The organism is Fibrobacter sp. UWB3, assembly GCF_002210405.1.
Taxonomy (GTDB): Bacteria; Fibrobacterota; Fibrobacteria; order Fibrobacterales; family Fibrobacteraceae; genus Fibrobacter.
The window spans coordinates 231,075-249,173 of sequence record NZ_MWQJ01000004.1; the positions used below are offsets into that span (position 1 = coordinate 231,075).

Here is an 18,099-nt window from a genome sequence, read left to right on the forward strand (position 1 = left end):
CGGGAACCTTTTTCAGGGAACGGCAGCATAGACCGCAACAGTCACATTTGAAAGTCATTCTTTAGAGCGAATTTATTAATTCGTTAGCCTTGGTTTTCTTTTCCCAGACTTCAGAATTATTAACCGTGCCTATGTCATCGTTGGAATTGCCTGGAATGACGAGCTTGACTTTGCACATTTCATACAGGAGACCGACAAGCAAAATAGTGTTTTTTAACAGGAGTTTTTCATCGCTTGTGTAAAGTTTGTAATCGCATTTTTGATTGTCTATGACAAGCAATTTTAGACGTCTCAGGTGCTCTTCGTAATTTGCGTCTACGCGAAGTAAAATTTGTCTGTAATCTATAGCGGTGCTTTTTAAATCCTGCAAAAAATAGATGATTTTGTCTATTTGCTTTTCGGCTTTGTCTACTTTTTGGGTAATTTCTTTTGCTTTGTCTTCAAGTTTAGAGCCAGTTATGCTAAATGCAATCCCTTCTGCAAGAAGGCTGATGCCCGCGGTTGCTCCTGCTAAAAAGGCCGATCCTAGGGCTATGCCACCTCCGGATACTAAATGACCGATGCCAATTCCGATAAGCGCTTCTGCTGCAATTGATGTGTCTTTTAAATTGGATATGTCACATTCGGAAATTTTGAAGTTTTCCTTTTTAATTTCATTGAATTCGGGCGGGTTCTTGATTTTTTCAAAAACGTTTACGAATTCGCCGAAACTTCTTTCGATTTCTTTTTTTGAATGATCTAGGCTTTCCAATGTTTGTTGTGTTGCTTCCTGACGTTGCTTTAGCAGATCGATATTCCTTTGGTTTCTAGCTTCGGCAGCCTTTATTGAATCGCTGGCTTCTTTCATTTTCATTCCGCCTTTGACTCCGGCTCCAATTCCTGCTGCTGCTGCTACTGCGGCTCCGATTCCAAAAATAAGGGGTATAGGCATGATAATCTCCTTCTTTTATAGAAGTATTTAACAGAAAATTATTGTTGCGTTTTTGTCGTTCATAAAATCGTCAAAAGAATTGAACCCTGCTTTTTCCCATGGCTTTTGGAAACCCAATTTTTTATAGGCGTTTTCCAAAATGTTATTTAGCGCGAGTTCGTTTGGTGCAGAACTGATTTCTTCTGAAATGGAAGAGAATGCCTTGACTTCTTTCTTGAAAGAGTCCAGGTTAATTTCCATCAATTTTGCTGCATATTTTTCAAGGTATGCGACTTCTTCTCTTAAACGATCCATGTAAATATCGCATGATGATTTAAACGAATTCAACATGGTGACAATTTTTTTTACGAGAGGGTTTGTGTCCAAAATATAGAGTAAAGTACAACTCATTATACCGGTTACAAATGCGCCACAGAATACGGAAACAACTTCGCCGACAACGGGAATCTGGCCCAATGCTGTTGAGGCTACCGCTTCGTTGATCAGAACGCCAGTGACAACGCTTGCTCCTGTTGCAATGACTTTGGTAAAGGCGAGCATGCGATCGCCAAAGGGAAGCTGATCTGGATTAATAAAGAGTATTTTAAGTGCTTCGACAATAGAGGTCCAAGCCTGTCGAATGATGCGAACGATGTTCTTGCCTGTCGTGAAGAATATGTTGCACAATGTGGTTGTTAAACTTGATAATATGCCGGCTAAAGCTCCGTCCTTGAATGATTCAAGAAGCTGCTTGTATTTTTTCTTGCAGTTCTCAATGCCTCTTTTGACGGCGTTGCCCAATGAATTGAAAAATTCGCTGGCATCCATACTTAAGACAGAGTTTACTTTTTCGAATTCCTCTTTGATGGCAAACCATATTTCGACAAAGACAAATCCGAGAGCTTGTCTTAAACCCATTTTCAAACCGACTTTGCCGGCTGCAATAGCTGAATCTTGCCAAAATGCGGGGCTTGTATAATAAGCTTTGTTGATTTTTGCTTCAATGGAAGATCTTGCCTTTTTGTCGGTTTCTCTCATCCGGGCTTTTTCTTTATCGGTGTATTCGTCACCATGCTTTTCAAGGTAATCATCCATTGTGTCCGCTTTCTTTTGGCGGTTTGTATGCGGATTTGTTGGCTTGAGATTTTCGGGACTGTTGGCTAGTTCTACTCCGGAGAGGCCTGATAACACGCGGCCTGGATCGTCATGGATTTCCTTGGCGGAAACAACGTGGTCCAAGTCCATTTTTTCATTGGGGGCAATCTTTTTGTTTGTGTAGGAGTCGTAGAGATTGCTGTTTTTCTTTTGATTGCTATAATATCTGTTAGTTTCTATGTATTGAGAATTTCCGTGGTATTCGTTGGAATTGTATGCCCCGCGGTTCTCATAGTTTTGCTTGTTGCGTTCGCTTTTGTAATCGTTGGGATTGTTGCGGATATTGTGTATGGTATCGACGTCTCCGCCGTTCCTGTCGGAAATCAAAAAATCTAGACCAAAAGAAGTGATAATGCTTTTTACGATGACTCTTTCGTATTGTTTAAATAAACCTTCTTTCATGTCCTCGTTTGGAGAAAGCATGAAATTTGCACCGTCTAGTTGACCCACAAACGTGTTTGACATCCCTACAACCTTTTTTTTTGAAGTTTAATGTGTTCTTGAAAAATAATATAAGAAAAAGACAAATGTGTAAAAAAAGTTACGTTAATTCATTTTTTTTAGAATTGATTGAGGTTTTTGGGATATACAAAAAAAGCCGCAGCGGAGTGCTGCGACTTTTTTAATTGCGTTTGGCAATGGCGATCCCGGAACGGAGTCCGGGATGACATGCGATTAAGCCTGGTGGGCCTTATACCACTTGATCAGTCCGTTAGTGGAACTGTCGTGGTGGAGTTCGGCGTCAGCCTTTGCAAGTTCCGGGAGAATCTTCTTGGCGAGCTGTTTACCAAGTTCAACACCCCACTGGTCGTAGCTGTTGATGTTCCAGATAACGCCCTGTGTGAAGATCTTGTGTTCGTACATGGCAATGAGAGCGCCAAGGCGTTCCGGGCTCACGTAGTCCATCATGATGGAGTTCGTCGGCTTGTTGCCTTCAAATACCTTGTGCGGAGCGAGGAATGCGATTTCTTCTTCGGACTTGCCGGCGGCGCGGAGTTCTTCCTGAGCCTGGGCGAGAGTCTTGCCGTTCATCAAAGCTTCCGGCTGAGCGAAGAAGTTGGAGAGCAACTTCTGGTGGTGATCGCCAATCTTGTTGTGGCTGTTTGCCGGGGCGATGAAGTCGCACGGAATCATCTTGGTGCCCTGGTGGATGAGCTGGTAGAAGGCGTGCTGGCCGTTCGTACCCGGTTCGCCCCAAAGGATCGGACCCGTCTGGTAGTTCACGCGCTTGGAATCGCGATCAACAGTCTTACCGTTGGATTCCATGTCTGCCTGCTGGAAGTAGGCGGCGAGGCGGTGGAGGTACTGGTCGTACGGGAGCATGGCGTAGCTGGATGCGCCGAAGAAGTTGTTGTACCAAACGCCGATGAGGGCGAGGATGACCGGGAGGTTCTTGTCGGCCGGAGCGGTCTTGAAATGCTGATCCATTTCGTATGCGCCCTGGTGGAGCTTCATGTAGTTTTCGAAGCCAATGCGGAGAGCGATGGAGAGACCGATTGCAGACCACAGAGAATAGCGGCCGCCAACCCAGTTCCAGAATTCGAACATGTTTGCAGTGTCGATACCGAATTCAGAAACAGCTTCGGTGTTGGTGGAGAGTGCGACGAAGTGCTTTGCGATAGCGGACTTGTCGCCGTTGAATGCCTTGAGGACGGCTGCCTTTGCGGTTTCGGCGTTCGTCATGGTTTCAAGAGTCGTGAACGTCTTGGAAGCAACGATGAAGAGCGTTTCTTCGATGTTCACCTTCTTGAGGGTTTCGGCCATGTGGGTGCCGTCGATGTTAGAAACAAAGTAGACTTCCGGAGAAGTTTCGCCTGCGATCGGCTTTTCTGCATACGGTTTGAGAGCTTCGGTGACCATCACCGGACCGAGGTCGGAACCGCCGATACCGATGTTCACCACATACTTGATGGACTTGCCGCTTTGGCCTTTCCACTTGCCGCTACGGACGAGGTGAGTGAAGTCTTCCATGTGCTTGAGCACGGCGCGAACTTCAGGCATGACATCCTTGCCATCGACGCAAATCGGATCGTTGCCCTTGTAGCGAAGTGCGGTGTGGAGCACGGCGCGCTTTTCGGTGGTGTTAATCTTTTCGCCAGCAAAGTACTTGGCGCGCATGTCTTCGAAGTTGGCGGACTTCAGGAGGTCCTGGAGCTTAGCCATGGTTTCGTCGGTGATGATGTTCTTGGAGTAGTCGAGGAAGAGTCCGCAGGCTTCGGCGCTGAACTTGTCGGCGCGAGTCGGGTCCTTCGCGAAGAGTTCCTTCATCTGCCAAGTCTTGGCGACTTCGGCATGGGCCTCGAGGGCCTTCCATTCCTTAGAATCAGTCAGTTTAGACATAGATTATCCTTTCCGCACACGCGGGTTTTTGTTATGGGGGAAAATATAGAAAAAGCGGGAAGTCACGGCGCTTAAAGATTGTATATTAAACTTATAGCCGTGGGTGTTTTGCGGCGAAGGAGAAATATATGTCTAGAGTTAAAGAAGCTTTGTTGTTGGCTATTGGTATTCTCGGGCTTGGCGCGTTCCTCTATTGCGCTATGATCCATACGAAAGATCGCGACCGTGTTGTGTCAGTCCGTGGGCTCTCGGAGCGTGAGGTCAAAGCCGATTTTGTGATTTGGCCTATTGTGTACAAAGAAGTCGGGAATGACCTTTCGTTGATTCATGATGCTGTGCAAACGAAGAATGCGACGCTTGCGAAGTTCCTGCGCGAAAACGGTGTGGATGCGGCTGAAATTAGCTGGTCTGCTCCGGAAATAGAAGATGCCCAGGGTGAACGCTATGGCGATAACCGCCGTCCGTTCCGCTACATTGCGACTGTGGTGACGACGGTTGCATCGAAGAATGTGGACCGCGTCCGTGAAATCATGGGCAAGCAGGGCGAACTCCTGAAACAGGGTATTGCATTCAGTGGCGATGATTACCGCTACCGCAAAATTTACAGTTTCAATGGCCTGAACGAAATCAAGCCCGCGATGATTGACGAGGCGAATAAAAATGCTCGTGCCGCTGCTGAAAAGTTTGCAACGGATTCCGAAAGCAAGCTCGGTAAAATCAAGACGGCTACGCAGGGCCAGTTCTCCATTAGCGACCGCGATGAGAATACGCCGTTTATCAAGAACGTGCGCGTAGTGACCAATGTTCAGTACTTCCTGGAGGACTAAAAATGGATACTTCTGTTCTCGACAAGGCGATTGTTTTTGCGGTCAAGGCGCATGCCGGTACGGGGCGCCGCGGGAAAGGTTTCCCGTATATTGTCCACCCGATGGAGGCTGTGGAAATTGTAGCGACCATGACTGATGACCAGGAATTGATGGCGGCTGCCGCTTTGCATGATACCGTTGAAGATACGTCTGTTACGTTGGATGATATCAGTCGCGAGTTTGGGCCGCGCGTGGCAAAACTTGTGGAAGAAGAATCGGACGTGTTCATGGAAGGCGTGAGCGAATCGGATTCTTGGCATTCCCGCAAACAGGCAGCGATTGATCGCTTGGCTGGGGCCAGTCGCGATGCAAAGATTGTGGCGATGGGCGATAAGCTAAGCAATGCACGAATCATTTATCGTGATTTTGTCCAAAAAGGCGATGAGCTTTGGAAGATTTTCCACGTGACCGATATTAAGGAACACGAATGGCATTATCGCGGTTTGGCTGCATCGTTGAAAGAACTCGAAGGAACTTTTGCGTATGCGGAATTTACGGACTTGATTGAAAAGATATTTGGCGGTAGAAAATAATGAGCGAAGACTCTGTTGAAAAATATGGGCTGAATCCTGCTGAAACGATGATCCTTGAGGATTATCGCGAAAAGATGCCGATTTATGAACGGTTGAGAGATTTTGTTTGCGACTTGCTCAAGAAAAAAGTGGCAGAGAATAACATCTATGTGACTGCTGTTGAAGCGCGAATCAAGGCCGAAGCAAGCCTTGCCGAAAAACTTGAACGTAAAAATGGCAAGTACAAATCTCTGACTGATTTGACCGATATTTTGGGTGCCCGCGTGATTGCGTTCTATAACGACGATGTGGATAAAATCGCAGCGCTTGTCGAGAGCTTGTTTGAAATTGACTGGAAAAATAGCGTTGACAAACGCAAAATGCACGAGCTCGATAGCTTTGGCTATAACTCGTTGCATTTTATATGCACTATCCCGAAAACGCTGTTCGAAGATTCGGAATGCCCTGAGCTCAATGAAATTCGATTTGAAATCCAGATGCGTACGGCTTTGCAACATGTGTGGGCTACGCTGGATCACGATACGGGTTACAAGTCGGGCTTTGAAATTCCGCATGAATACTTGCGCAATTTGAATCGCTTGGCGGGCATGCTTGAACTTGTCGATGAACAGTTCTGCAAGATTCGAACGGAAATTAACAATTACAGATATCATGTGCAGTCGCTTGTGCATTCAGGGCGCTTTGATGAGGTGGCGTTGAATGGCGACTCGTTTACGAATTATCTGAAATTGCGACCATTTGACAAGCTGAACCAGCGTATTGCGGCAATCAACCAGGCGGAAATTCACGAGTCGTCGATGATGCCTTTCTTGAAGGCGCTAAAATTCTTGCGCTTCAATACGCTTGCAGATGTGGATAAACTCATCAAGGAAAATTCCGATGATGCGTACCACTTGGCCGCATTCCAGCTTGCAAATACGGATTTGGATATTATCAACTCGTCGCTTGGCGTGATTAGCCTGCTTGTGGTGTACATCTTGAAAAAGGGTGGCGGCGTGGCTGGGATCCGGACGATTCTGGATGATCTTTATGGCGAATCTGCAAGCCACGAAGCTTGGGCAAATCGACTCTACAAGAATGCGCTGAAACTCTCGTTCATGAACCGGTAAAAATGTATCTTTGGGCTTATGAAACAGCCGATTCGAAATATTGCCATTCTCGCCCACGTTGATGCGGGCAAGACGACACTTTCTGAGAGAATCCTTTTCGCGGCGGGCGAGATTCACCGCCCGGGGCGCGTGGAAGATGGCTTAGCCACGATGGACTACATGCCCGAAGAAAAGGAACGCGGCATCACGATTGAAAGTGGCGTGGCGCATTTCGAATGGAAAAATACATGGTTCAATTTTATTGATACGCCGGGGCATGTCGACTTTGGTGCCGAAGTCGATATGGCGCTTACGGCTGTGGAAGGCGCTGTGCTTGTGGTGAGTGCCGCAAGTGGCGTTGAGACGCAGACGCTTGCATCGTTTCGCAAATTGCTCGAATCCCGCGTGCGTACGATTTTATTTGTAAATAAGCTCGATAATCCCGATTACTCGCTGGATGAAACGCTCATCAACATTGAAGAAACGCTTGGCGTGCGCCCGGTGCTCATGTCTGTGCCGCAGTTTAAAAATGGCAAGATGTGCGCGATGCTCGATGTGCTGAGCCAGAGCCGTTTGGTGCATTCGGAATCGGGTGCGGAAGTTCTCGATGATGGTTGGGAATCGGATGCGAGTGCGGCGGAAGAACGTGCGCTTTTGAAAAAGTATTACGATGAGGCGGTGGAATTTGCAAGCAACTTTGATGATGAAATTTTGTCGCTTGCACTAGAAAATAAGCCGGTGCCGCCGAAGATGCTTTTGCGTGGGCTCAAATCGCTTGCTGCAAGCGATGAGTATGTGATTTGCTATGCGGGTTCTGCGTTGGAAGGCTTTGGCATTCGCAGCCTTGTGACGGCGCTTTCGTTCTTTTTGCCGGAAGTCCCGACGTTTGGTGAAAATGAGCTTGGGCAAGTTGTGCGCCTGAGGCATTTCCGTGGCGTGGGCGAGATTTCGCTGTTCCGCAGTCATGTGGATTTGTTGCGCCGTGATTGGCCGGCAGGTTTTGAATTTTCGAGGCTCAAGGCGAATATGCTTTTGCCTGTGGATGAAATCCGTTCGGGCGATATTTATGCGATGGTCTCACCGTTTGAAACGGAACTCGGGCAGGTGATTTGGTTAGATGGTTGTGGAATGTGCAGCGAGAGTGCGGAGCGAGATGCGGCGGGGAATGTTGTTGAAAATGCCGCGCTGAATGGGAATGCCGCCGGAACTGCTACTGGGAATGCCGCGCCGTCGATCAGCGAAAATTATTTGCCGTTGTTGCAGACACGTGTGGAATGTGTGCGCACGGAAGATTATGCCCACGTGGAGCGCAGCCTATCGGTGCTTGCGCGTATGGATCCGAGTTTCCGCGTGCAAAAGGACGATGGCGGATTCTGGTATTTGCATACCGTGGGCGAGGTGCAGCTTGATGTTTTGCTTGCTCGATTGAAACGTGAATTTGGTTGCGAAGTGCGTGCAGGGAGCCCCGAAGTTCGTTGGCAAGAACGCTTGTGCCGTGCTGTAGGACCTGCTGAAAATACGTTCCAGATTGGCCCGCATAAGATGTCTATCAGTATCTCGGCTTCTCCGCTAGAAGGTGATGCGCATGACATTCGCTTGTCGGCGGAATTTATGGAAAAGGCTCCGCTTGAAATTTTGGCAGGTGTGCGCTCGGCACTTTTGGAATCGACTGAAGTTGGCGTGCTCGGCAAGGGTCCGCTTGTCGGTGTGCGTTTTGAAGTCCATCGCTTTGAATGGACAGAAGGGGCGCTCCCGCCGATGATCAAGAAGTGCTGTGCCGATGCGGTGGCGAAACTTGTGAAGCCTGCGGATGTGCAATTGTATGAACCTGTGATGGAACTTTCGCTTGAATGCCCGGTGAATTTCGCAGGGCTTGTGACGGGCGATATCCAGGCGCGTGACGGCAGGGTGAAAGAAATCGAAGGCGATGGCAAAACGCACTTTTTGAAAGCCGACGTCCCGCTGCGGAAAATTTTCGGATACGCTACGGGCGTTCGCAGCATCAGCAAGGGCACTGCGCTTTACAGCATGAAATTGCTCGGGTATAGACCGGCAACGGTTTAGAAAGCTTTGCTAATAAAAGGAGATTCCGGCTCGTCCCCGTCAAGCGAGGACAGGTAGGCCGGAATGACAAGTTCAACTGAGTCGTCCAAAATGTTGAATGTTTGTTATCTGCTAGCAGCGCGAGCGCGGCGGCGGAAGTGCTCGATGAGCGGGGCGACTGTTTCCTTGAAGTCGTCGTGAGTCTCGATGCGGACAAAGTCAATCGACATGCGCTGGAAGAGTTCCTTGGTTGCCTTGCCTTGACGTTTGGCTTCGCGGGCGAATGCTTCGCGGAAGGCGGCATCGCCGGTATCAATCAAAAGTGTCTCGCCGGTTTCGGGGTCTTCGAGTTCTACGAGGCCTGCGGGCGGGAGTTCCATTTCGCGCGGGTCCACGACGGATACGGCGAGAACGTCATGGCGCTTGCGCAAAATCTTGAACGCGTTTTCGAAACCTTCATCCAAAAAGTCGCTCATCACGACGACCACGGCGCGGCGGTTCAGAATCTTGCCGGCGTATTCGAGGGCGACCTGCGTATTGGTGCCGTGGTGCTGCGGCTTGAAGTAGAGAATTTCGCGGATGAGGCGCAACACGTGCTTGCGGCCTTTCTCGGGCGGGATGAAAAGTTCGACTTGGTCGGTGTAAATGAGGAGGCCGACCTTGTCGTTGTTCTTGATGGCGGCAAACGCGAGGAGAGCCGTGAGCGTTGCCATGACTTCACCTTTCATTTGCTTGCCAGAACCGAATTCGGAGCTGCTTGAAGCATCGACCATGAGGAGCATGGTCATTTCGCGTTCTTCGATGAACTTTTTGACGTAAGGCGTGCCGGTTCGGGCGGTCACGTTCCAGTCAATCGTGCGCACGTCATCGCCGGGCATGTATTCGCGAACTTCGCTGAATTCCATACCGTTGCCTTTGAAGGAACTGTGGTAAGCTCCGGTCATCACGGTGTCGAGCGTGCCGCGCACAGAAAGTTCAATGCGGCTAACGGTCTTTAAAACTTCTTTATCAAGCAATTCTTTATCGGCCATCGTAATTCTTCTTTTTTACGCTAAAGAATATACAAATATCGCGCGAGAAAGACCATATGGTGGCACTTTATGTAATAGGGAATGGCGACCCCGGCATAGTGACCGGGGGGACAATGCGAATCATCGTTTTTAGAACTCGACCTTGGCGAGGATGCTTATATTGCGTCCTTTCTCGGGCATGACGGATTTGAGGCGCGAGAGGTGGTTGCGAACATCGGCATTGAACAAGTTATCGCCACGAAGGATGATGCTGTAATTAGCGAGTGTGTGCGCCCAATGGAATTCTAGGAGCGCACCGAACGTGATGTAGCCGGGGGTGCGTTGTTCGTAGCGGTCTAAGCGGTTTTGCGCGAGCGCAAATTCCGTGTTGAAGCCTGCGCGAACGTGTTGCCAGATGTAAGCCATTTCGGCGTGAAAATGGAACGGCGGAATTTGTGGCATGTCGCTCCAGTTTTCGTTCTGGTAGAATCCACAAACATAACTTGCGCCTGCTTGGGCATAGAATCCCTGCTCTGCAGAAGTCTCGATGGATGCGTTTGCGCCCATGAGGAGAGCGTCGTCTCCGCTGACTTGATAAATCGGCAAAAGTTGGGACCAGTTGGTGTCTCCAGTGGCGCGTGGCGCAAGGTGATTCAGGAACCAGGTGATGTGTGTTGAGGCTCGCCAGTTGAAGTGCTCGCCGTAATCTCGAAATTCGAGTTCTGCTCCGTAACCGCTTTCGGCATCGAGCTTGTGATAGCCGCGTTCGTAAGTGTAGGCGGCGAGATGTGGACCTTGGTTGTAGAGTTCTTCAATGGTCGGGGCGCGCGTGGTGCGGAATACATCAAGTGTCAGGAATTTCCCGGGGGCGACGATTTGTGAAAATTCGGCAGCGAAAGCCCATAATGCAAAATTGCGGTCTTCAATAGCGTCTTTGTCTGCAACGACACTTTCGCGAGGTCTGAAAAATGCTCCGCCAAGTCGTGCGGATAAGGTAATTTCTAAACCATCCCATCCGTTTAAGCTAGCAATGGAAAATAGCGATGCGGCGTAAGAATTGGTGGGAGGCGTAAAGACGTAACCGCCCATTTCAACAGAGCGGCTATCGAGTTCGGTGCCGAGGCAAATGCCGAAAAATGGACCGCTATTGGCGATGAATTTTTCAATGCGCAAGTTTGCTTGATTGACGGCAAATTCTGCGCCGATGTATTTCTTTGTCTCAAATTCCTTGTGGTGGTATTGATTGTAACGGAAGATAATGTTGAGTGTGTCGGGGCGGGCTGCGGGAATGTACAGTCCTTGCAAAGTAAAATCGCGTTTGGATAGTTCAATGTCTACGCCGTTGGGGTGACCACCGATGAATCCGCCGGGAATGCCATAATCGGAATTGAAGGAACGGAATGAGGCTCCGAACTTGAATCGGTCGAGACTGTAAGCTGCGCCGATGGCAATACTCCTGTTTTCGATATCCGTATTTTTGAGCGTGCCTTTGGATGTTTCCATGTCGCCCATGTTACGTGCAGAAACTTCGCCTTTGAGCGAAACGCCGTGAACGTTGGCATTTGCGCTGATAACGGTTGCAAATCCTGGTTGGCCTGTTTCGGCGTAGTTTGCAATGTAACCGTGGAAGAGCGAATCATCGTAGGGAATGTCTTGGTGATTTACTTGAATGACGCCGCCTGCGGTGGCGAAAGATTGTGCGAGAATTTGCGGTCCGCGCGTGATGCGCAATTTGTGTGCGGTCAGGACTTCGGATGCGACGGCGTGATCGGGCGATGTTGCACTCATGTCTCCGCAAAAGGAACCGTCTTCGGTAAGTGTGACGTGACTGCCTGAAAGCCCCTTGATGACAGGGCGTGCGGCGGCGGGACCCATCGAACGGATGGCAATGTCGGGCTCGTTTTTTATAGTCTCTGCAATAGTTGTAGAAATTTTGCGATCGAGTTTTTCGTCTTTTAAAACTTCGTCTTCGCGAAGACCATTTAAAATTGTTTCGCTAGATTGTTCGGCGACAACTGTTGAATTGCCTAAATCTTGGATAAATTCTTGGGCAAGAGAAAAATGAAGGAAGCCTCCGCAAAGGAGGCTCCCCATGACAGCCCTAAAAAGGGTGTTATTCATCATCGTCGTCCTGGAACGGGCAATCTTCTGCCTTCAAGGCTTTGTCGACAATGATGCGAATTTCCGGCGTACGTGCGTCGGCATGGTCGTGATGCTTGACTTTGAGAGTCAGCGTTGTTTCGCCTTCCTTGACGCCTTTCAGGTGGAAGCCCCAACTGCCACATGCTTCGATGTCAAGGATGGATTCGTCGCCAATGCTCCAGCCAAGTGTGTGCTCGTTGTCCTTGGGTGCGGAAACTTCTTTCTTTTCGTCATCGAGGAACTTGACGGTCAAATGTTCGCTAAGGCAATTTGCATTGACGCGGAGCGTTTCGAGGCTCTTGTCTTCTTTGCCTTGGTAAACACTGTAGGCGAGTTTCCAGTCGGGCCAATAGAGGTTCCAACCTTCGGCTTCGAAGTGCTCGTGCTGATCGGTGGAGGTGGAATTGCTGTCGCTGCATGCGGCAAAGAACGCGCAGAGCGCGGCAAGAGAGAGATGTTTGATTTTCATTTTTTTCCTTTGTATGGGTGAAATCTTATCTGAACATTTTGGCGTCTTTGATTATTGGGAAACCGATGCCGTCTTCTACTTTTTCAAATTCAAATGTGCCGATGATGGTGATGGATGTGCCTTCGGATGGGTATTCGCTTGGAAACTTGCGTGGCTTGGCTAGCTCAAATGCGAGACCTTGTGAACAACAGGCGAGGGCGTCCTTGATAACACAACCGAAAAAACGTTGGTTTGCTTCTTCATCGAAATAGCTCGAAAAGGCTCCCTTCATTTTGATGCGCTTGCCGACGTATTTTTGCGGGTCAGTGACCATTTGGTAAACCATCGAGTAAACCATGGTGCTACTCATTCGCGTGAGATCAATGTCGACAATGCTGGAATTTTCCTTGGCGAATGTTGCTGTTGTGAAAAGGAGTAGAAGAAAAATTGTAAATAACTTATGCAAAATTTGATCTCCAAAAAATATGGATCCTTCGCGGAGTTTATCCCGGACTCCGTTCCGGGACTCAGGATGACGTTAAGCTCTCCTACAGCGGATGAAACTTGTTGTGTAACAGATGAGGAATGCGACAATATCGGCAGCGACAATCGTTGAACCGACAGGAGTTCCAGCGAGGATGGCAATGATGATACCGGTGAGGGAACAGACGACGGAAATTACAGCTGCGGCAACGGTTACTGTGAAAAAGCTTTTGAAAACTCGCATGGCGGAAAGTGCGGGGAATACGACGAGTGCCGAAACGAGTAACGCGCCAACGAGATTCATGGCAAGGACTATAATCGCTGCGATGATGATGGCGATAAGGAGATTGAATGCGTTGACATTTACGCCTGTTGCACGTGCAAAATTTTCGTCAAACGTGATGGCAAAAATCTTGTGGTAAAAGAGGACGAATGTTACGAGGACGATTGCAGAAAGGATTACGCAAAGGTAAACGTCTGTCGGCTTGAGCGTGAGAATGGACATGGAGCCGAATAGCGTTGTGCAGACATCGCCCGCGACATTTGCCGATGACGAGAATATGTTCACCAGCAAATAGCCTATGGCAAGGGCCCCAGCCGAAACCATGGCGATGGCGGCATCACCCTTGATTTGTATGCCCGAACGCGAGTCTCTGCTACCGCAAAGGAGTAAAATTGCAACAGCTACGGTCACGGGCAAAATGATGAGCATGTTGTTCGTGACTTTAAGAACTGCAGCAATCGCGAGCGCTCCGAATGCGACGTGCGAAAGTCCATCGCCTATGTAGGAGTACCGCTTGAGAACGAGCGTGACGCCCAAAAGCGAGGAACATAGCGAGATGAGCGTTCCGACAATAATCGCGTAGCGTACAAAAGGGAAGTCTAGGTAGAAGAATAGTTTGTCAAGCATGATTATTGCACTATTTCATTAAAATTCAAAACACGGGTGGCATTGTTGCGTGCGGCCTCAACGTCGTGCGTGACCATCACGATAGTCATGTTCTTATTTTCGTGAAGGTCCTTGATGATGTTGTACATATTCTGCGATGATTCGGGATCAAGCCCTGTGACGGGCTCGTCCAAAAGTAACAAGCGCTCGGCAGCGCACAAAGCTCTCGCCAAAAGAACGCGCTGCTTTTGACCGCCAGAAAGTTCGCGGAAACTTTCTTTCCGCAGATTCTCTGTCCGCGTGAGTTCCAAGCACTCGTTTGCGCGCTTGCGGAGGGCTTTCCCATAAAATGGCAACAACAGGCTTTTCCCTTGAAATGCCGAAAGGACGATTTCTTCGACAGATGCCGGGAAATCTTTTTGCGCTATCGTGATTTGAGGCAAGTAGCCGATTTGGTTTCGCCTGAGATTGTCGCAAAGTTCGATCTTCCCAGATTTTGGGCGTAAAACTCCGGCGAGGCCGCGCAAAAATGTCGTTTTTCCGCAGCCGTTTCTGCCGATGATGCAGAGGTATTCGCCGGAATGAATCCCGTAATCAAAACTGTGAAGAATGTCTTTGTTGTTGTATCCTAGTGTTAATTTGTTGCACTTGAGCAGAAACATATCAGTTCAAAGCCTTTTTCAAGTTTTCCAAGTTGGCTCTCATTAGCGATAAGTAATTGATGCCGTTGTTTATTTGCTCTTCTGTGATAGACTGCATTGAATTGATGGTGAGAATTTGTGCGTTCTGGGATTTTTTACTTGCGGCAAGTACTGCCTTTGCGATTTTGTCATTGCCGTTTTCGATAATGAAAATTGACGGGAGGAATTCGCTGTCCATTTTTCCTGCGAGGAATGCGATAGTTTCAAAGCTAGCCTCGCTTTCGGCGGAACAGCCAACAAACGCGGCATAATACTTAATGCCATAATCGTCCACCAGATAGCGAAAAGGAAATCGATCGCCGAAAAGAACTGTCTTGCGGGCGGCGCTTTCTACTGCGGTGCGGTATTCTGCGTCAAGTGACTGGATTTGGGCAATGTAGGCATCGGCATTTTGTTTGTAGGCGGATGCGTGGGTGACATCGATTTTGGAAAGTTCTTCGGCGATTTTTTTGACGAGAATTTCGGCACTTTTCAGCGAGAGCCAAACGTGTTCATCATTTTCAACTTCTTCATCGTGATGGTGGTGCTCGTGAGCTTCGGCATGTTCGTCATGATGCTCGTGTTCTTCGTGCGCTTCGGCGTGCTCGTGGTCATGATGTTCATGCTTTTCTGCGTGATGTTCGTGTTCGTCTGCTTCATGGGCTTCTGCGTGTTCGTGATGGTGTTCTTCTTCAGCTTGCATGCCTTCGACGATTTCTTCTGCCTTTACGCGGTCGCCAAGAGCTTCCATCAAATTGATTTCAACGCGGCCCTTTTTCGGGGATGCTGTGAGCGCGTCTTTAATCCATTCGTCAGATTCGCCACCGACGTAAATTACCATGTCGGCACTTGCAATTTTTGCGACATCGTGAGCTGTGGGCTTGTAACTGTGCAAATCGATGCCGTTCTTGATGAGCAACGTGAGATTGACGGAATCGGTGCGTGCTCCGAGGATTTCTTTTGCCCACGCGTATTCAGGATAAATGGTGGTGATGATGGAGAATTCGTGTGATTCCTGCTTTTTGTTTTCGGAAACGCTGTTGCAGGCTACGAGAGAAAAGAGCGCTGCGACAAAAATGGCGCACGCCAAAGAACAAAATGAAAGTTTTTTCATTTTTAACCTTTTATGAATGTTGAATAATTTTTTAGGGCAATAGAAAGAATATGCCTGATGTTATCCCAGACGAGTCCTGGGGCGTTCATGGCAAGATTCTATTGAAAAAGAATTTAGTTGTACTGCTGGAAAGTTAATTTAGCAGTAAAATCTTTTGTGAAACTAGCGTTGTCGGGCGCAGTACAAGGACTGCAAATTTCACTAACTTAAAAAGAAAACAGCGGCAAATGATTTCAATCGGTGCTTCAACGAGCTCAAAGCAAAATTCCGAAATCAAGTCCAGACAGTGGTGGAGGTGATGGCAGACGTGGCAATGCTCGCCATGACAATGATGTTCAACGTGGTGCTCCGTGTAAAAGAGCGCCAGCGCGACCATCAACCTGTCAAGTACGTGTAAATTCAATTTGAGAATCATTCGCAAATTGAAATATAGTACAAAAAGTAAATTTTGGCAATAGAAAAGGAGATGCCCGCCATGTGAACTGACCCCAAAAAGTTGGACAGTTTAAAGTTAGGATAAAACAGTGTTATGAGTCCGGTATTGCACCGGGCTCATTCCTTTTAGGCGCAGTTTTATCCGGTCGTTGTTGTAATACTTGATATATTTTCTGAGTTCATCCTTGAAGTGATCCATATCCCTGAAGGTGTTCGGATAGAGCAGCTCTGATTTCATTATGCCGAAGAAGTTCTCCATCATGGCGTTATCCAGGCAGTTACCCTTGCGACTCATACTCTGGACGATGTCGTGATCCCGTAACGATTTCTGGTAACTTGCATGCTGGTAGTGCCATCCCTGATCGGAGTGGAGTATCAACCCGTTCCTTGTTCGACCCTTGGCGAAGGCCTTTGTCAGCATGTCCATGACCATCTTCAGGTCGGGACGATCTGATATGGTATAGCAGACAATTTCCCCGTTATACATGTCGAGTATCGGTGAGAGGTAGCACTTGTTTGCACCTATGTTTATCTGAGTCACATCGGTAGTCCATTTCTGGTTTGGTCCAGTCGCGGTGAAGTTGCGGTTCAGTATGTTCGGTGCGGTCCTGCCGATTTCACCCTTGTAGGACCGATACTTGCTGCGCCTTCTGACGTTCTTCAGGTTTTCTTCCTTCATGATTCTGTAGACTGTCTTGTGGTTAATCAAGTAGCCTTCGCTCCTTACTTGCGCACTGATTCGCTTGCACCCGTAGCGACCGCGGTGTTCTGCGTGCACTGTCCGGATCCGCTTACGCTCGGCTGCATAGCGGTCCGGTTTCTTGCGGAGATTGTAGTAGTATGTGGAGCGGGGCAGTCCGCTTGCCTTCAGAAGATGTTTGAGTGCGTGCCCGTCGCTTAGTTCTCGGACGACATGGGCCCTATACCGAACATCTCGGCATTTTCTTCCTGGTCTAGGGCCTTCAATTTTTTTAGGTAGGCGTTCTCCGCCTTTAGGTATGCCACCTCTTCCCTTAAACGCTCAACTTCGCTCAGTTCCTTACGGCGTTTCTTTGACATCGACATCTTTGGAGGCCTCCCTTTGGGCTTTGTTGCAAGAAGTTCTTCGTAGCCGCCATGACGGAACTTGCGCAGCCAGGCCTGCAGGCAATGACGGCTTATTCCGTATTTGACGGTAACTACGTCCAAAGATAGCGATTGTTGTTCAACGGCTCTTATGACAGACTTTTTTAGTTCTGCATTTGAACGGATGTTCGTTTTTCTTCCTGTGTACCAGACACCGGTTATCTCGTACTGTCGACATCGATGCCGTAGAGTTCGATTATCTATGCCCGTTGTTCTTGAAATAATAGTGGAAGCATATCCCTCTTGGTACATTTCCAAGGCCTTGGCCCACTCTTTTTCTGTGTGTTTTTTATACATGAAAACCCCGAAAGTTGTGTCCAACTTTCGGGGTTCACATCATTCGCGGGCATGACAAATAAAAAAAATTCCCGACATCGCTGCCGGGAATTTTTTGTTCTAAGGAGGAGTTGTATGAAAAAGGAGCTTATGAAATTTTAGGCGTTTGCCCGATCGCTTTTTAGGCGATGGTGATTTTGCGGGCTGCAGCCTGAGCTTTCTTGGTAAGGTCGAATTTCAGGATACCGTTTTCCAAGGAGACTTTAATGTTTTCGGTATCGATATCGTCTGCCAAGCGGAAGCTACGTTCGTAAGTGAACTTTTCGTCCTTGCGTGCGCGGGTCGCCTTGACGGTCAAGATATTCTTTTCGACCTGGATGTCCATGTCTTCTTTCTTGACACCCGGAAGCTCGACTTCGAGAGCAAAGCCGCCTTCGGTTTCGTAGTAGTCTGCCTTCGGCGTGTAAGTGCATTCGCCCTGTGCCTTTGCGGCGTTCAAGCTGTCAATGAAGTTCTGGATACCATAGAAAGCGTTCGGAAGGATCTGTGTGTTCATCATAAT

Annotated in this window: 17 protein-coding genes; 4 read left to right on the forward strand and 13 right to left on the reverse strand. The window is 48.4% G+C overall.

Annotated elements, in window-relative coordinates; genetic code table 11:
- Positions 1-61: 61 nt before the first annotated feature.
- From B7991_RS06715 to pgi, 3 genes are all read right to left on the reverse strand, one after another.
- Positions 62-931: a hypothetical protein gene (locus B7991_RS06715; protein WP_088630137.1), complete on the reverse strand. Its 870-nt coding sequence runs from the start codon at positions 929-931 to the stop codon at positions 62-64.
- 27 nt (positions 932-958) lie between these two features.
- The gene (locus B7991_RS06720; RefSeq protein ID WP_217898046.1) at positions 959-2,467 is read right to left on the reverse strand and encodes a hypothetical protein; all 1,509 of its coding nucleotides are present in this window, start codon (positions 2,465-2,467) and stop codon (positions 959-961) included.
- Between the two features lie 273 nt (positions 2,468-2,740).
- On the reverse strand, positions 2,741-4,405 hold the full coding sequence (gene pgi, locus B7991_RS06725) for a glucose-6-phosphate isomerase (protein WP_088630139.1): 1,665 nt from the start codon (positions 4,403-4,405) through the stop codon (positions 2,741-2,743).
- 128 nt (positions 4,406-4,533) lie between these two features.
- Here pgi and B7991_RS06730 point away from each other — a divergent pair, with 128 nt between their 5' ends.
- From B7991_RS06730 to B7991_RS06745, 4 genes are read left to right on the forward strand one after another with little or no spacing between them, the layout of a single operon-like run.
- Positions 4,534-5,232, forward strand: coding sequence for an SIMPL domain-containing protein (locus tag B7991_RS06730; RefSeq protein WP_088630140.1), 699 nt, complete (start codon positions 4,534-4,536; stop codon positions 5,230-5,232).
- Between the two features lie 2 nt (positions 5,233-5,234).
- Positions 5,235-5,804, forward strand: coding sequence for an HD domain-containing protein (locus B7991_RS06735; protein ID WP_088630141.1), 570 nt, complete (start codon positions 5,235-5,237; stop codon positions 5,802-5,804).
- The gene (locus B7991_RS06740) at positions 5,804-6,913 is read left to right on the forward strand and encodes a GTP pyrophosphokinase family protein (protein ID WP_088630142.1); all 1,110 of its coding nucleotides are present in this window, start codon (positions 5,804-5,806) and stop codon (positions 6,911-6,913) included. The genes B7991_RS06735 and B7991_RS06740 overlap by 1 nt, the downstream gene beginning before the upstream one ends.
- Positions 6,914-6,931: 18 nt before the next feature.
- Positions 6,932-8,956 carry a GTP-binding protein gene (locus B7991_RS06745; protein WP_088630143.1) on the forward strand — a complete coding sequence of 675 codons (2,025 nt, stop codon included), beginning with the start codon at positions 6,932-6,934 and terminating at the stop codon, positions 8,954-8,956.
- 104 nt (positions 8,957-9,060) lie between these two features.
- Here B7991_RS06745 and B7991_RS06750 read toward each other — a convergent pair whose 3' ends face one another.
- From B7991_RS06750 to B7991_RS06795, 10 genes are all read right to left on the reverse strand, one after another.
- Positions 9,061-9,966 carry a DUF58 domain-containing protein gene (locus B7991_RS06750; protein WP_088630144.1) on the reverse strand — a complete coding sequence of 302 codons (906 nt, stop codon included), beginning with the start codon at positions 9,964-9,966 and terminating at the stop codon, positions 9,061-9,063.
- A gap of 129 nt (positions 9,967-10,095) precedes the next feature.
- A complete protein-coding gene (locus B7991_RS06755; protein WP_254917873.1) occupies positions 10,096-12,066 on the reverse strand; it encodes a TonB-dependent receptor in 1,971 nt (656 codons plus the stop codon).
- Positions 12,059-12,556 carry a hypothetical protein gene (locus tag B7991_RS06760; RefSeq protein ID WP_088630146.1) on the reverse strand — a complete coding sequence of 166 codons (498 nt, stop codon included), beginning with the start codon at positions 12,554-12,556 and terminating at the stop codon, positions 12,059-12,061. Before B7991_RS06760 ends, B7991_RS06755 begins: the two co-directional genes overlap by 8 nt.
- Before the next feature lie 25 nt (positions 12,557-12,581).
- Positions 12,582-13,001, reverse strand: coding sequence for a hypothetical protein (locus B7991_RS06765; RefSeq protein WP_088630147.1), 420 nt, complete (start codon positions 12,999-13,001; stop codon positions 12,582-12,584).
- Between the two features lie 72 nt (positions 13,002-13,073).
- A complete protein-coding gene (locus tag B7991_RS06770) occupies positions 13,074-13,928 on the reverse strand; it encodes a metal ABC transporter permease (RefSeq protein ID WP_088630148.1) in 855 nt (284 codons plus the stop codon).
- A 2-nt stretch (positions 13,929-13,930) separates the two neighbouring features.
- A complete protein-coding gene (locus B7991_RS06775; RefSeq protein WP_088630149.1) occupies positions 13,931-14,569 on the reverse strand; it encodes a metal ABC transporter ATP-binding protein in 639 nt (212 codons plus the stop codon).
- Between the two features lies 1 nt (position 14,570).
- The gene (locus B7991_RS06780) at positions 14,571-15,701 is read right to left on the reverse strand and encodes a metal ABC transporter substrate-binding protein (RefSeq protein WP_088630150.1); all 1,131 of its coding nucleotides are present in this window, start codon (positions 15,699-15,701) and stop codon (positions 14,571-14,573) included.
- Between the two features lie 511 nt (positions 15,702-16,212).
- Entirely contained in the window at positions 16,213-17,136 is a 924-nt protein-coding gene (locus B7991_RS06785) for an IS3 family transposase (RefSeq protein ID WP_141099849.1), read from the reverse strand.
- Positions 17,034-17,558, reverse strand: a complete 525-nt coding sequence (locus B7991_RS06790; protein ID WP_088630152.1) for a helix-turn-helix domain-containing protein — start codon at positions 17,556-17,558, stop codon at positions 17,034-17,036. The genes B7991_RS06785 and B7991_RS06790 overlap by 103 nt, the downstream gene beginning before the upstream one ends.
- Before the next feature lie 160 nt (positions 17,559-17,718).
- Positions 17,719-18,096: an Hsp20/alpha crystallin family protein gene (locus tag B7991_RS06795; protein WP_088630153.1), complete on the reverse strand. Its 378-nt coding sequence runs from the start codon at positions 18,094-18,096 to the stop codon at positions 17,719-17,721.
- Positions 18,097-18,099 lie beyond the last annotated feature (3 nt).